The following is a 13,508-nucleotide window of genomic DNA, read 5'->3' on the forward strand; positions in this document are numbered from 1 at the left end:
CCGGCGGAGGGCGGCGCCGCTGCGGCACGCGGCGGCGGCCAGGCGCAGGCATTCGTGGCCGCGCACCAGGCGGCCGCGCGCGAGGCCGAGGCTGTCACCGGCATCCCGGCGGCGTTCATGATCGCGCAGGCCGCGCACGAGACCGGCTGGGGCCGGCGCGACATCCGCATGGCCGACGGCAGTCCCTCGCACAACCTCTTCGGCATCAAGGCCGGGCCGAACTGGAAGGGCCCGGTGGCCGAGGTGCTCACCACCGAGTACTTCAGCGGCCAGCCGCGCCAGGTCGTGCAGCGCTTCCGCGCCTACGCCAGCCCGCAGGAGTCCTTCGCCGACTACGCCCGGCTGATCAAGAACAGCCCGCGCTACGCCGGCGTCGTGGCCAACGGCGGCAGCGCGCACGGCTTCGCGCAGGGCCTGCAGCGCGCCGGCTACGCCACCGACCCGGCCTACGCCGAGAAGCTCGGCCGCGTCATCGACACCACCCTGCGGCTGCAGCGCACGCTGACCTGAAGCCGCACCAGAAGAATCAACACCTACCGGAAGCTCGTCATGGCCTTCTCCCTGTTGTCCGTGGGCGCGCGCGCGATGAGCGCCAACTACGCCGCGCTGCAGACCACCAGTAACAACATCGCCAACGCCAGCGTCGAGGGGTATTCGCGGCAGCAGGCCAACCTGCGCACCACGGCCGGGCAGCCCCTGGGCTCGGGCTTCGTGGGCAGCGGCGTGACGGTGGGCAGCATCACGCGCGCGCACGACGCCTTCCTCACGCGCGAGGCGGCCACGGCGAATTCGCAGGCCTCCTTCGACAGCACGCGCTTGGGGCTGCTGTCGCAGCTGGAAAGCGCCTTCGCCACCGGCGACTCGGGCGTGGGCGCGGCGGCGAGCAACTTCTTCTCTGCACTGTCGGACCTGGCCGGCGCCCCCGGCGACACGGCCGCTCGGCAGTCGGTGCTGTCGCGCGCGGGCGAGCTGGCGCAGCGCTTCTCCAGCGCGGGCCAGCACCTGGAGTCGCTGCAGTCGGGCGTGGTGGCGGAGCTGCGCACCTCGGTGGACAGCATCAACGGCCTGACCGGCAACCTGGCGCAGCTCAACGACGAGATCGTGCGCCAGCAGGCGCTGGGCCAGCCGTCCAGCGAACTGCTCGACCGCCGCGACCAGCTGGTGCACCAGCTCAGCGGCTTCCTGCAGGTCACCACCCTGGCCTCGGACGACGGTGCGCTGAGCGTGTTCGCCGCCGGCGGTCAGAGCCTGGTGCTGGGCGGGAAGGCGCAGAAGCTGGAGGTGGCAGGCGACAGGCTGGACCCCTCGCGCGCCACGGTGGCGCTGCGCGAGGCCGATGGCAGCGTGCGCCGGCTCGACAGCGCACTGCTGGAGGGCGGCGGCTCGGTGGGGGCGCTGCTGCGCTTCCAGAACGACGACCTGGTGGCCGCGCGCAACGCGCTGGGCCAGATGGCCCTGGCGCTGGCCGCGCGCACCAACCAGCAACAGGCCCTTGGCCTGGACCTGGGCAACCCGCCCGCGGCGGGAGCGCCCATGTTCACCGACTTCGTCGCGCAGTCCCTCGACGGGAAGCTCAAGGCGTTGCCGGCCCAGGGCAACACGCTCACCAACGTGGAAATCCACATCACGGACGCCTCGCTGCTGGAAGCCGAGGAGTACACGCTGGAGGCCCAGCCCGGCGGCACCTGGCTGATGACGCGCGGCAGCGACGGCGAGCAGTTCTCCAGCGCCGATGGCGGCGCCACCTTCAAGCGTGCCTCCGGCGATGACTTCCACCCCGGATTCACGCTGCAGCTGGGCGGCGCCCCCGCCCCGGGCGACCGCTTCCTGCTGCAGCCCGTGGGCCAGGCCGCCGCCCGGATCGAGCGCGTGCTGATCGACCCCAAGGGCGTGGCTGCGGCGGCGCCGGCCACGGCCACGACCCCGGGCACCAGCAACGGCAACGCCAAGGCGCTGGCGGCGCTGGCCAGCGAGGCCCTGGTGGGACGCAGCTGGAGCGCCTCGGGCACCAGCGGCGGCTCCACCTTCGTCAACGCCTATGCCAGCGCGCTGTCCGGCGTGGGCACGCGCGTGCAGTCGGCCCAGATGGCCAGCGACATCTCCTCCAGCGTGGCCACCGACGCGCTGGTGCGGCGCGATGCCCAGAGCGGCGTGGACCTCGACGAGGAGGGCGCGAAGCTGCTGGCCTTCCAGAAGAGCTACCAGGCTGCGGCCAAGGTGCTGCAGGTGGCGCAGTCGGTCTTCGACACGCTGCTGGAAGCCACTTCCGGCCGCTGATGTGCCGCCCGCCCAGCATGACGATCCCGACTGAACAAAACCTACCGCACCACGGCCCGCGTGCCGCCAGGAGCCGCCCATGAGGATTACCACCGCTGCCGCCTTCCAGAAGAGCGTCTCCAACCTGCAGGAGCGGCAACAAAAGCTGCACGAGACGCAGGAGCACATCGGCGCCCAGAAGCGCGTGCTGCGCGCCAGCGATGATCCGGTCGCGGCGGCGCGCGCGGAGCGGGCGCGTGGACAGATCGCCAGCAGCGAGGCGCAGCAGCGCTCGCTGCAGGCCAGCCGCAACGCCATGACGCAGGCGGAATCGACACTGGGCAACGCCGGCGAGCTGCTGACAGATGCCTACACGGCATTGATGAGCGCGGGCAACGGCGCCTTCGACGACGCCAACCGTGCCACGGTGGCGCAGACGCTGCAGAACCTGCGCGACCAACTGCTGGTGCTAGCCAACCGCGAGGACGGCTCGGGCAACTACATCTTCGGCGGCCAGGGTGCGAGCACACCGCCGTTCATGATGGACGGCGCGGGCAAGGTCTCCTTCAAGGGCGACCGCGGGGAGCAGGCCACCGCGGGCGCCGAGGCGCTGCCGCTGACGCTGGACGGTGCCGCGGCCTGGGTCAACGCGGCCGACGGCAACGGCTTCTTCAAGACCACCAACACCAACAGCACCACGGCGTACTCGGACGGCGGCCGCGTCACCGACCCGAAGACGTTCTTCGACCAAACCTCGCCGCCGCCGAACTACAAGGTGCAGTTCAGCACCGCCAGCGGCGCGCTGACCTATACCGTGTTCAAGGACACCCTGCCGATGCCCGATGCGACGGACAAGCCGTGGGCCGGCGGCAGCACGGCCAAGGCGGTGGAGTTCGACGGCATGAGCTTCTCCATCGGCGGGCTGCCCGCGGACGGCGACGTGTTCGAAGTGCGGCTGTCGCAGCCTCAGCACAACGTGTTCGAGACGCTGGACAAGGCCATCCAGGAGCTGCGCACGCCGGGGCGCACCAGCGCGCAGCTGTCGCAGACGATTCAGGACGGACTGGCCGGCATCAGCCGCTCATCCGACGTGCTGAGCGCGCTGCGCAGCCGCGTGGGCGAGGCGCTGGTGCACATCGACCAGGTCGAGGTGCGCAACGACGCGGCCAAGTACCAGGCACAGGTGGTGCGCAGCGAGGCCGAGGACCTGGACCCGGTGGCGGCGCTGGCGGAGCTGCAGCTGCAGAGCACCAACTACGACATCGCGCTCAAGACCTACTCGATGGTGCAGAAGCTCTCGATCTTCAACCACATCGGCTGACGCGGCCGGCACCAGGAGGCGCCGGGCAAAGGCCGACTCGCTTTAATGCCGGCCAGGCGGCGGCGTTGCCTGCTCCCCCGTTTCGCGGGGCAGAATGCAGGCAACGTCCAAGCAAGCGTCCGACATGACCGACCAAGACCCCTCGCAGGCCCTGCTGGCCGCGCTGAGCCCGCCGCTGGATGCCGAGGCCCTGCAGCGGCTCAACGAGCTCGATCCCGGCGGCCGCCACGGCCTGTTGCCCAAGGTGCTGCGCACCTTCGATGGCTCCACGCGCCGGCTGCTGGAGCAGCTCGTGACCGCGCGCACGGCTGGAGACCTGGAAGCGCAGCGCATGGTGGCGCACACGCTCAAGTCGTCCTCGATGAGCGTGGGCGCCCTGCGGCTATCGCAGCTGTGCGCCGATGCCGAGCAGCGGCTGCGCGAGCAGCGCAGCGACGGCCTGCAGCCGCTGCTCGACGACCTCGAAACCGAATGCCGGCAGCTGCTGTCCACGCTGCAGCCGCTGTTGCCCGCGGCCTGAGCCGATGAATCTGCCCCTGCCGCTGGGCGCGGACGATGGTCCCGAGCAGCCCAAGGTGCTGCTGGTGGACGACGACAAGGTGCAGCTCATGCTCACGGGCGCGGCACTGCGCCAGCGCGGCTTTGCCGTCACGGAGGCCGACGGCGGCGCGCAGGCGCTGCAGCTGCTGGCCGAGGCCGCCTTCGACATCGTGGTGCTGGACGCGCTGATGCCCGAGGTCGATGGCTTCGAGACCTGCCGCCGGTTGCGTGCCACCCCGGGCTTCGAGCACATGCCCGTGCTCATGCTCACCGGGCTCAACGACGACGCCTCCATCGCCCGCGCCTACCAGGCCGGCGCCACCGATTTCTACGTCAAGAGCTCGCAGTGGAGCCTGCTGGCCGGGCGGCTGCAGTACCTGCTGCGCAGCGCGCGCACGCGGCGCGAGCTCGAACGCAGCCAGGCGCGGCTGGCGCGCGCGCAGGACATCGCGCGCATGGGCAGCTTCGACTGGCGCCACCCGGTGGACGGCCATCCTGGCGTGCTGCTGCTGTCGCCCGAGGGGCTGCGCGTGTTCGGCTACGCCGCCGGCGACCGCCCGGGCCTGTACCAGCTGCTGCGCCTGGCCGAGCGCGCCGACCGCGCCGGGCTGCTGCAGCTGCTGCGCGACGCGCTCGCGCACGGCGCGGTGCTGGCCACCGACGTGCCGGTGACGCTGCCCGATGGGCGCCACCGCGTGCTGCACATCGAGGCCGAGCCCGAGTTCAACGAGCACGCGGTGCAGACCGGCTACACCGGCATCGTGCAGGACGTGACGGACCGGCGGCAGGCCGAGGACAAGATCCGCCACCTCGCCAACTTCGACGCGCTCACCGGGCTGCCCAACCGGCGCCAGCTGCTGTGGCGCGCCGACCGGGCCATCGAGCATGGCCGCCGCCTGGGCCATGCGGCGGCGCTGCTGCTGATCGACCTGGACCGTTTCAAGATCATCAACGACACCCTGGGCCACTCCGCCGGCGACGAGCTGCTGGTGGAGGTGGGCCGGCGGCTCAAGGCCTGCGTGCGCCACTGCGACGCGGTGCAGGAGGGCACGCTGGAGGCGGTGGGCTCACGCTCGCACCGCCTGCTGGAGGCCGTGGGGCGGCTCGGTGGCGACGAGTTCATCGCGCTGCTGCCGGAGGTGCTGGACGAGACCGACGCGCAGCGCGTGGCCGACCGCATCCTGGAGGTGATGCGCGAGCCCATCTTCGTGGGCGGCCAGGAGTGCTTCGTCACCGCCAGCGTCGGCATCGCGCTGTACCCGCGCGACGGCGCCACGGTGGCCGACCTGATGCGCAACTCCGACGTGGCCATGTACGCGGTCAAGGCGCAGGGGCGCAACGCGGCGTCGAGCTACAGCCCGATGCTGGCCGGGCGCGGGCGCGAGAAGCTGGAGCTGGAGAGCGCGCTGCACAAGGCCATCGAGCGCGACGAGCTGGTGATGTACTACCAGCCCAAGGTGGACGTGCGCAGCGCGCAGATGGTGGGTGTGGAAGCGCTCATGCGCTGGCAGCGCGGACGCACGCTGGTGTCGCCGGCGGAGTTCATCCCGCTGGCGGAGGAGACGGGGCTGATCGTGCCGATGTCGGAATGGGCGCTGCACGAGGCGGCGCGCCAGGCCAAGCGCTGGGAGCTGAACTTCGGCTTCACCGACGCCATCGCCGTGAACCTGCCCAACCGGCTCTTCGAGCGCTCGGACCTGGTGCAGCACATCGAGCGCGCGGTGGGCGAGTACGGCGTCAAGACCGAGGCCATCCAGCTGGAGATCACCGAGACGGGGCTGATGAAGGACCTGCAGGAGGTCATTCCCTCGCTGCACCGGCTCAACGAGATCGGGGTGCAGATCGCCATCGACGATTTCGGCACCGGCTATTCCTCGCTGGCGTACCTGACGACGTTGCCGATCTCGGAGCTCAAGATCGATCGCAGCTTCATCCGCGACCTGGGCATCACGCCGCAGAGCTCGGCGGTGGTGACGGCCATCATCGCGTTGGCGCGCACGCTCAAGCTGCGCGTGGTGGCCGAGGGCGTGGAGACGCTGCGCCAGATGGAAGTGCTCAACCGCCTGGGCTGCAGCATCATGCAGGGCTACCTGTTCAGCCGCCCGTGCCTGGCCGGCGAACTGGAGCGCTGGCTGCAGCACACGGTGCTCACCGGCAAGGCGGCGTGGATGGGCGTGCTGGGCGCCAACGACGAGGGCCCGCCGCAGGCCGCGGCCAGCTGAGCCGCACCGGGCCGCCGCGGCGGCCCCCAGCCGGGCAGCGGAGCCGGGATCAACCCGGCTCCGCTCGGCGCTTCAACCGGCCAGCTGCCACAGCAGCCGCGCCAGCGGCATCAACAGCACGGCCAGGTAGAGCCACATCACGAAGGTGACGGCAGGGTCGTCATGAGCGCGGACGCGGCGCCGTACTGCGGTCTGCGTGGTCGGGGGCAGGTGCGGGTGTGGGTGCTTCATGGTCCGGTCCTTCCCGACGCCGGTTGCGTCCGGCATCGAGCCCAATGTGGCATGTAAATCGTTGTAAGGGAAGGGCGTTGACACCGTGCCGCCATGGTTGCGCCGCTTCGGCACGTTGCGTCGCACGAAGGCGTGAAACATGCACGGCCGAGGCCGGGGGCAAAAGAACGGACAAGGAGAATCGATGAGGGAGCATCTTTCATGAGCCGCGTGTCGTACGGCCACACCTGGTGGGGCGCGCAGTGGCTGCAGGCGCTGGCGCAGATCGACTTCGACAACCGCCTGCCGCGCGGTCGCACCTATGCCAACCGCGGTGCGGTGCGAGACCTGGAGGTGCACGAGGGCCACATCCGGGCCCACGTGCAGGGCTCGCGCCCGAAGCCCTACGTGGTGGACATCCACGTGCCGCAAGTCGGCGCCGCCGATGCCGCCCGGTTGGCCGAGCGGCTGGCGGGCGATCCGGGCCTGATCGCGCGGCTGCTCAACCGCGAGCTGGACCCTGAAGTACTGAAGGAGGCCAAGGCGCTGGGCATCCAGGTGTTTCCGCAGCGCTGGAAGGACTTGCGGATGCAGTGCTCCTGCCCGGACTGGGCCGTGCCCTGCAAACACCTGGCGGCGGCGATCTACCTGCTCAGCCGCGAGATCGATGCCGACCCCTATCTGGTATTCAAGCTGCGCGGCATCGACCTGCAGACGCTGCTGGGCCGGCAGGGCGTGGCGGTCGATGCCGAGGCCGAGCGCGCGCTGCCCGACGGCGCGCTGGCGCTGTTCGAGGACGATCCCGAATCGGCGTCACCCGAGCCGACCCACGACCCGCAGGCGCTGGAGCGCATCGACTTCACAGCCGTGCCCGAGCTGTGCGAGCCGCTGTGGCGGCTGCTGCCGGCGCAGCCGGTGTTCCACCGCGGAGGGGACTTCCGCGAGCTGGCGCACATGACGGTTGCGCGCATCGCGCGCGCGGCGCAGCGCCAGCTCGATGCGCCCGCCCTGGCCGCGGATACCGGCGGCGAGGCGGTGCCCCTGCCCGAAGGGGCGCTGCGCCTGAGGGCGGACGCCCAGGCCGGGCTGGAAGTTGCGGGCGCGACGCTGGACGGCCGGGCGCTGGACACGCTGCCGGGGCTGCTGGCGGCGCTGGCGGCCGTGCGCTCCGAAGACCTGCCGGATCTGGGGCCGGACTTCGCCGCCGTGCACACGCTGAACCTGCTGGCGCTGCACCTGCTGGCCCGTGGCGCCGTGGTGCCGCAGGTCTACACCGTGGATGCCCGGACGCTGGGCCTGCGCTGGTGCGCGGCGGAGCTGGATGCGACCGTGCGCGGCCTGGTGGCGCAGGCCGCGTCGGCCTTGCCGCCGGGGCTGGTGCAGCGCCGGCTGAACCGGCGCTGGGTGCCGCTGGCCGCGCGGGCGCAGGCGCGCGTGCTGCTGTGCGCGCTGGTCGACCTGTACCTGCGCCTGCTGGCCGCGGACCTGGGCCCGCCCGCGAAGGTGGGCGACGGCAAGGCGTGGAGCCTGTTCTTCGGCCCGGGCCAGGTGCGCGTCGACGGCCCGGGCGAGGGCGCGCTGGCCGGCAGTGTCCATGCCTGGCTCGCGCGGCTGCACCTGGCGCGCCGGCGCCACGTGCCGGTGCTGCGGCTGGACGAGGCCGCGCGCGGCGATGGGTTCAGCCTGTCGCTGGCCGTGGCCGACGAGCACTCGACGCTGGAGGCGCCGGTGCCGCTGGCCCAGGTGATCGCGCAGCCCGCGTTCCCGCAGCGCATGGGCGTGCTCAGGACGGTGGCGATGCTGGCCGAGTTCCATCCGCCGTTGCACGACTACGTGCGCAAGGGCGCCCGGCGGGCCCTGCCGGTGAGCACCGAGGAGCTGCCGGCGCTGCTGTCGGTCACGCTGCCGGCGCTGCGCCTGATGGGCATCCGCACCTTGATGCCGCGAGCGCTGGAGCGGCTGCTGCGGCCCCGGCTGTCGATGCAGGTCAAGGCCGCCGCCGGTGCCGGCGCCGGATCGGGCCTGCTGAACATGGACTCGCTGCTGTCCTTCGAGTGGAAGGTGGCCATCGGCGACGAGCTCGTCAGCGCCGCCGAGTTCGAGCGCCTGCTCGGCAAGGCCGGCGGCGTGGTGAAGTTCCGCGGCCAGTACGTGCTGCTCGACGCGGCCGAGCTCGCGTCGTTGCGGGCGCGCCTGGCCCAGCCCCGGCAGAGCGACGGCGCCACGCTGCTGCGTGCCGCGCTGGCCGGCGAGATCGACGGTGCCCCGGTCGGGCTGAACCCGGCCGCGGCCCGGCTCGTCGAGCGGCTCAGGCGCGAGGACGAGGTCCCGCTGCCCGCGGGGCTGCAGGCCACGCTGCGGCCTTACCAGCAGCGCGGCTACGCCTGGCTGTGGCGCAACGTCCGGCTGGGCCTGGGCAGCGTGATCGCCGACGACATGGGTTTAGGCAAGACGCTGCAGGTGCTGGCGTTGCTGCTACGGCTCAAGCAGGACGGCGCGCTGCGGGAAGGCCGGGCGCTGGTGATCGTGCCCACCAGCCTGTTGACCAACTGGCAGAAGGAGGCGGCGCGCTTCACGCCGGACCTGAGCGTGGCCGTTTTCCACGGCGCCAAGCGCGAGCTGGCGCGGGAGCGGCCCGACGTGCTGCTGACGACCTACGGCGTGGCGCGCAGCGAGGCGGCGGCGCTCAAGGCGCTGTCCTGGCGCATCGTGGTGATCGACGAGGCGCAGAACATCAAGAACCCCGGCGCCGCGCAGTCCAAGGCCGTCAGGGCCATCCCGGCGCAGAGCCACGTGGCCATGAGCGGCACGCCGGTGGAGAACCGGCTGCTGGAGTACTGGTCGATCATGGACTTCGCCCAGCGTGGCTACCTGGGCGGGCCCACGCATTTCGCGCGCGAGTACGCCACGCCGATCCAGACCCATCGCGACGCCGCGGCGGCCGAGCGGCTGCGCCGGGTGATGGCGCCGTTCCTGCTGCGCCGGCTCAAGTCCGACAAGTCCATCATCAGTGACCTGCCCGACAAGGTGGAGCAGGACCAGTTCTGCACGCTGTCCAAGGCGCAGGCCGCGCTGTACGAGAGCGTGGTGCGCGAGGGGATGGCGGCCATTGCCGGGCAGTCCGACACCTTCGAGCGCCAGGGCCTGGTGCTGCAGCTGATCCTGGCGCTCAAGCAGGTGTGCAACCACCCGGCGCACTACCTCAAGCAGGGCGCCGCCGACCCGGCGGCCTCGGGCAAGGCCGAGCGGCTGCTGGATCTGCTCGACGAGATCGGCGCGGCGCGCGAGAAGGCGCTGGTGTTCACGCAGTTCCGCGAGATGGGCGAATTGCTCGCGCGCATGCTGCACGCGAGGCATGGGCGGGAGCCGCTGTTCCTGCATGGCGGCGTCTCCCGCGCCGGGCGCGACCGCATGGTGGAGCGTTTCCAGGAGGAGCCCGGGCAGCGCGTGTTCCTGCTCTCGCTCAAGGCCGGCGGCACGGGGCTGAACCTCACGGCGGCCAATCACGTGGTGCATTTCGACCTGTGGTGGAACCCGGCGGTGGAAGCGCAGGCCACCGACCGGGCCTACCGCATCGGCCAGCAGCGCAAGGTGCAGGTGCACCGCTTCATCACGCGCGGCACCTTCGAGGAGCGCATCAACGAGATGATCCGCGCCAAGCGCGAGCTGGCCGAGATGACGGTGGGCAGCGGCGAAACCTGGATCGGCCAGCTGCCGACGGCGGAGCTGAAGGCGCTGTTCAGGTTGGGATAGGCGCAAGCCGGAGGGCTGGCGGAGCGGTGTCTGCCATGCGCAGAGGGAAAAAAGACCGTGCAACACCCACACCCATCATCCAACCCATCAAAGGCGAAATGACGGCATGAGATGGAGCGAGACATGCCGCCTGACCAAGCCAGGTCGGCACATTCTGGTCATATACGCTGCAAGCGTACAATTGACCGATGCACTACGAGTTCATCGAGTCACCCGTCTTTGCGGCCAAGCTGGCGGATTACCTCGATGACGACGAGTACGCGGCGCTGCAGACCTACTTGTGCGAGCACCCCGATGCCGGCGCGCTGGTGCGCGGCTCGGGCGGCGTGCGCAAGCTGCGTTGGGCGCGCCCTGGCAGCGGCAAGTCCGGCGGTGTGCGCGTGTGCTACTACGTGCGCACCCGGGCCGGGCAGATGCTGATGCTGGTGATTTACGCCAAGAGCGTGCGCGACTCGATTCCGGGGCATGTGCTGGCCGCGCTGAGAGAGGAGCTGGAGCATGGGCAGGATGACTGATGCACAACTGCGGGCGCGCGATGCGGACCGCGACATCGCCGAGGAACTGCTGGGCGCGGTGCGTGACCTCAAGGCCGGGCGCGTGGCACGCAGAACCACCTTCGAGCCCCAGCCCGGCGGCGCAGTGCTGCGCCGCGTGGTGCGCAGCGACGGCACGGTGGAGAAGGAAGAACTGCTCAGCGGTGCGCGCTGGGAGCTGATGGCCGCGCGCGCGGGCGCGGGGTTGTCACAGGCGGAGTTCGCGCGGGCGCTGGGCGTGTCGCGGCGCACGCTGGAGAACTGGGAGCAGGGCCGCGTGGAGCCCACCGGCGCGGCGCGGCGGCTGCTGCAGCTCGCGGCGCGCTTCCCCGACACGGTGCAGCGGCTGGCGGGCATCGAGCACTGACGCCGTGAAGCTGACGTACTTCCAGGGCGACGACACGCTGGTGATCCGGCTCTCGGACAAGCCCATCGCGCGCGAGGTGTCGCAGGACTGGCGCACGCACGTCAGCTACGCCGCCGACGGCACGGTGGTGGAGACAGTGATCCTCGAAGCCCGCGAGTGCGGCGCATGGCCGCTACAGGTGGAGCACCGAAAAGCGGTGTGAGAAGGAGAGGGCGCGGCGGCTGGCGGAGCGGTGTCCGCCATGCTCAGAGGGGAAAATGACCGTGAAACATCCATACCCATCATCCAACCCATCAAAAGAATGGCGATGGGGTGGGATGGAGTGAGACGGTGAAGGCCAAGCCGCCACCACAGTGCCCGGATGTTTAGCGCCCACTGCAGCCCCCGGCCAGCGTCACGCACAGTAGTGCTTTAAACGCATCTACAATTAATCGCATGAACACGCGGCTGACCTGGGATGAAGCGAAGCGCCAGAGCAACCTGCGCAAGCACGGTCTGGACTTTGCGGATGCAGACGAGGTGCTGGAGTCACGGTACCGGCTGGACGTGCTGGAGCTGCGCGGCGGCGAGGAGCGGATTCGGTCGATGTCCTACGCGCTGGGCTTCCTGGCGGTGCTGACGGTGGTGCACACCGAGCGCGACGGCGCAACGCGCGTCATCAGCTTCCGCAGGGCAAGCCGCGAGGAACGGGAGACCTACGATGCCTAGCTCGAAGACGAATTCGATGAGTCCTGAGGAAGTGAAGCAGGCCGTGCGCGAGCTGCCTGCGTCCGCCGACTACGTGTGGGACGGCCAGGACGAGGACGACCGGCCCGCCACGGCCGAGGAGCTGCAGGCCGCGCTGGCGGCGGCACGTCGGCGCCGTGGCCGTCCTGTCGGCTCGGGCACCAAGGAGCAAGTGGCGCTGCGAGTGGACCGGGACGTGCTGGCCGCATTCCGCGCCGGCGGTCCGGGCTGGCAGACGCGCATGAACGATGCGCTCAGGGACTGGTTGCAAACGCATCCGCAGAAGTGACACTTTTGACGAGTGGGAACCACCGCCATGGCCGAGAAGTTCTCCCGCTGGGACGCAGCGGACCATCTCGCCACCGAGGCCGACATCGCGGCCTACCTCAACGCATGCATCAACGAGGACCCGGGCGACGGCAGCCTCGTGCGCGCTGCGCTGGGTGACACCGCACGCGCCAAGGGAATGGCGCAGTTGGCTGCGGACACCGGTCTGACCCGTGAAGACCTGTACAAGGCGCTGTCGCCCAGTGGCAACCCCGGGTTCGGCACGGTGCTCAAGGTGGCCCGTGCGCTGGGCGAGAGGCTGTCGGCGCAGCCGGCGCACGGTTGAGCCAGGGGCCGGCGCTGTGCAGGGGAGGGCGGCGCCAAGCCCTGAGGGCCAGCGATTCCATGCCCGCCGGCCGTGCTACCAGCGCGGCGCTTGGCCGCTGCAGGTGGAGCACCACAAGGCGGCGTGACGCGGTGCTGGGCGCCTGCAGCAACGCCGCAGAAGGTGTGCACCACATCGCCGAAAATCGTGACGCCAGGGTTGCCGTGACTTGGGGGCGCCGGGGATGGGACCCGGAGGTGCTTTCAAGCCATTGACGGCCCTGGTCTTCGCCGGCGCCGATACTGTCGTCGCGGTGTCCGCGCCCAGCGGCCGGTCGCTAGAGTCAGCCGACCGTTGCGTAGCCCCGAGGTGTCATTGGCCGCCCCGAGTGCATCGGGCACCGCCACCCGCCACGTCCTCGATGTGGAGGCGCCCCCGGCCCATACTGCCGTTGCCCGCTCCCAGGCCGCGGTCGCTGGAGTCAGCCGCGGTTTGCGTAGCGCCGGGAGTGTCAGTAGCCGCCCCGGCTGCATCGGGCTCCTCCACCCGCTTGCCCCAGCCCAGGTAACGCGCCGCGCGTGGATGTTGGACGCGCTGGCGCCCTCCAGGCTCAGTTGCGCCTGTCCCTCGTCTCGTCCTCCTCGTCCGGCGCCAGGAACGCCCTCATCTCCTCCCGGTACTCCGCTTCCAGCCGGGCGTTTTCCTCCCGCTCCCAGTCTTCCTCCTCGGCCCCGGGTTCCGGCGACAGCAGGATGTACTCGGCCAGCACGACCTCCTCGGCCTCGTGGGGTCGATACCCCTGCTGCATCAGCTCCTGGGCTCGCCGCATTGCCATCTTCGCCACGGCCTGCAGCTCCGACTCCAACTCGCCCGCCGCCTTCAGTTCCCTGACCTTCTCCGGCAGCCACATCGTCCAGTGCCGGCGCGCCTGCGCCATCAGCGCCGTCATGCTCAGTGCCATCGCTGGCTCCCTTCTCGTTGCTCGCCG

14 protein-coding genes are annotated in these 13,508 nt (G+C 70.9%); 12 read left to right on the plus strand and 2 right to left on the minus strand.

Annotated features, from left to right (window positions below; genetic code table 11):
- The 5 genes from flgJ to Q0741_RS17135 form a co-directional block, all read left to right on the plus strand.
- Positions 1–510 (plus strand): flagellar assembly peptidoglycan hydrolase FlgJ (flgJ, locus tag Q0741_RS17115; RefSeq protein ID WP_298234407.1); only part of this gene is annotated, 510 nt, incomplete at its 5' end.
- A gap of 39 nt (positions 511–549) precedes the next feature.
- Positions 550–2,277 (plus strand): flagellar hook-associated protein FlgK, encoded by a 1,728-nt coding sequence (gene flgK, locus Q0741_RS17120; protein ID WP_298234408.1) that lies wholly within the window; start codon positions 550–552, stop codon positions 2,275–2,277.
- A gap of 79 nt (positions 2,278–2,356) precedes the next feature.
- Positions 2,357–3,577, plus strand: coding sequence for a flagellar hook-associated protein FlgL (gene flgL, locus Q0741_RS17125; RefSeq protein WP_298234409.1), 1,221 nt, complete (start codon positions 2,357–2,359; stop codon positions 3,575–3,577).
- Between the two features lie 124 nt (positions 3,578–3,701).
- Positions 3,702–4,097, plus strand: a complete 396-nt coding sequence (locus Q0741_RS17130; RefSeq protein WP_298234410.1) for an Hpt domain-containing protein — start codon at positions 3,702–3,704, stop codon at positions 4,095–4,097.
- 4 nt (positions 4,098–4,101) lie between these two features.
- Positions 4,102–6,339 (plus strand): EAL domain-containing protein, encoded by a 2,238-nt coding sequence (locus tag Q0741_RS17135; RefSeq protein WP_298234411.1) that lies wholly within the window; start codon positions 4,102–4,104, stop codon positions 6,337–6,339.
- Positions 6,340–6,411: 72 nt separating this feature from the next.
- Here Q0741_RS17135 and Q0741_RS17140 read toward each other — a convergent pair whose 3' ends face one another.
- Positions 6,412–6,570 (minus strand): hypothetical protein, encoded by a 159-nt coding sequence (locus Q0741_RS17140; protein ID WP_298234412.1) that lies wholly within the window; start codon positions 6,568–6,570, stop codon positions 6,412–6,414.
- A gap of 201 nt (positions 6,571–6,771) precedes the next feature.
- On the opposite strand from Q0741_RS17140, the gene Q0741_RS17145 reads away from it, so the two are divergent.
- The 7 genes from Q0741_RS17145 (at position 6,772) to Q0741_RS17175 (ending at position 12,541) form a co-directional block, all read left to right on the plus strand.
- Positions 6,772–10,302 carry an SNF2-related protein gene (locus Q0741_RS17145; RefSeq protein ID WP_298234413.1) on the plus strand — a complete coding sequence of 1,177 codons (3,531 nt, stop codon included), beginning with the start codon at positions 6,772–6,774 and terminating at the stop codon, positions 10,300–10,302.
- A 188-nt stretch (positions 10,303–10,490) separates the two neighbouring features.
- Positions 10,491–10,817 carry a transcriptional regulator gene (locus Q0741_RS17150; protein ID WP_298234414.1) on the plus strand — a complete coding sequence of 109 codons (327 nt, stop codon included), beginning with the start codon at positions 10,491–10,493 and terminating at the stop codon, positions 10,815–10,817.
- Positions 10,801–11,202 carry a helix-turn-helix domain-containing protein gene (locus Q0741_RS17155; RefSeq protein ID WP_298234415.1) on the plus strand — a complete coding sequence of 134 codons (402 nt, stop codon included), beginning with the start codon at positions 10,801–10,803 and terminating at the stop codon, positions 11,200–11,202. The genes Q0741_RS17150 and Q0741_RS17155 overlap by 17 nt, the downstream gene beginning before the upstream one ends.
- Positions 11,203–11,206: 4 nt before the next feature.
- A complete protein-coding gene (locus Q0741_RS17160; RefSeq protein WP_298234416.1) occupies positions 11,207–11,404 on the plus strand; it encodes a DUF2283 domain-containing protein in 198 nt (65 codons plus the stop codon).
- Between the two features lie 233 nt (positions 11,405–11,637).
- Positions 11,638–11,910, plus strand: coding sequence for a BrnT family toxin (locus tag Q0741_RS17165; RefSeq protein ID WP_298234417.1), 273 nt, complete (start codon positions 11,638–11,640; stop codon positions 11,908–11,910).
- 16 nt (positions 11,911–11,926) lie between these two features.
- On the plus strand, positions 11,927–12,217 hold the full coding sequence (locus tag Q0741_RS17170) for a BrnA antitoxin family protein (protein WP_298234418.1): 291 nt from the start codon (positions 11,927–11,929) through the stop codon (positions 12,215–12,217).
- A gap of 27 nt (positions 12,218–12,244) precedes the next feature.
- Positions 12,245–12,541, plus strand: a complete 297-nt coding sequence (locus Q0741_RS17175; protein ID WP_298234437.1) for an addiction module antidote protein — start codon at positions 12,245–12,247, stop codon at positions 12,539–12,541.
- A 589-nt stretch (positions 12,542–13,130) separates the two neighbouring features.
- Here the strand turns inward: Q0741_RS17175 and Q0741_RS17180 are convergent.
- A complete protein-coding gene (locus tag Q0741_RS17180) occupies positions 13,131–13,481 on the minus strand; it encodes a hypothetical protein (RefSeq protein WP_298234419.1) in 351 nt (116 codons plus the stop codon).
- Positions 13,482–13,508: the final 27 nt, after the last annotated feature.

It is taken from the genome of uncultured Azohydromonas sp. (assembly GCF_937926365.1).
In the GTDB taxonomy this organism is placed as follows: Bacteria; Pseudomonadota; Gammaproteobacteria; order Burkholderiales; family Burkholderiaceae_C; genus Azohydromonas.

Excerpts from the sequence above, each read along its gene's own strand:
- flgK (WP_298234408.1), top strand. The coding sequence starts at position 550 with ATGGCCTTCTCCCTGTTGTCCGTGGGCGCGCGCGCGATGAGCGCCAAC.
- flgL (WP_298234409.1), top strand. The coding sequence starts at position 2,357 with ATGAGGATTACCACCGCTGCCGCCTTCCAGAAGAGCGTCTCCAACCTG.
- Q0741_RS17130 (WP_298234410.1), top strand. The coding sequence starts at position 3,702 with ATGACCGACCAAGACCCCTCGCAGGCCCTGCTGGCCGCGCTGAGCCCG.
- Q0741_RS17135 (WP_298234411.1), top strand. The coding sequence starts at position 4,102 with ATGAATCTGCCCCTGCCGCTGGGCGCGGACGATGGTCCCGAGCAGCCC.
- Q0741_RS17140 (WP_298234412.1), bottom strand. The coding sequence starts at position 6,570 with ATGAAGCACCCACACCCGCACCTGCCCCCGACCACGCAGACCGCAGTA.
- Q0741_RS17145 (WP_298234413.1), top strand. The coding sequence starts at position 6,772 with ATGAGCCGCGTGTCGTACGGCCACACCTGGTGGGGCGCGCAGTGGCTG.
- Q0741_RS17150 (WP_298234414.1), top strand. The coding sequence starts at position 10,491 with ATGCACTACGAGTTCATCGAGTCACCCGTCTTTGCGGCCAAGCTGGCG.
- Q0741_RS17155 (WP_298234415.1), top strand. The coding sequence starts at position 10,801 with ATGGGCAGGATGACTGATGCACAACTGCGGGCGCGCGATGCGGACCGC.
- Q0741_RS17165 (WP_298234417.1), top strand. The coding sequence starts at position 11,638 with ATGAACACGCGGCTGACCTGGGATGAAGCGAAGCGCCAGAGCAACCTG.
- Q0741_RS17170 (WP_298234418.1), top strand. The coding sequence starts at position 11,927 with ATGAGTCCTGAGGAAGTGAAGCAGGCCGTGCGCGAGCTGCCTGCGTCC.
- Q0741_RS17175 (WP_298234437.1), top strand. The coding sequence starts at position 12,245 with ATGGCCGAGAAGTTCTCCCGCTGGGACGCAGCGGACCATCTCGCCACC.
- Q0741_RS17180 (WP_298234419.1), bottom strand. The coding sequence starts at position 13,481 with ATGGCACTGAGCATGACGGCGCTGATGGCGCAGGCGCGCCGGCACTGG.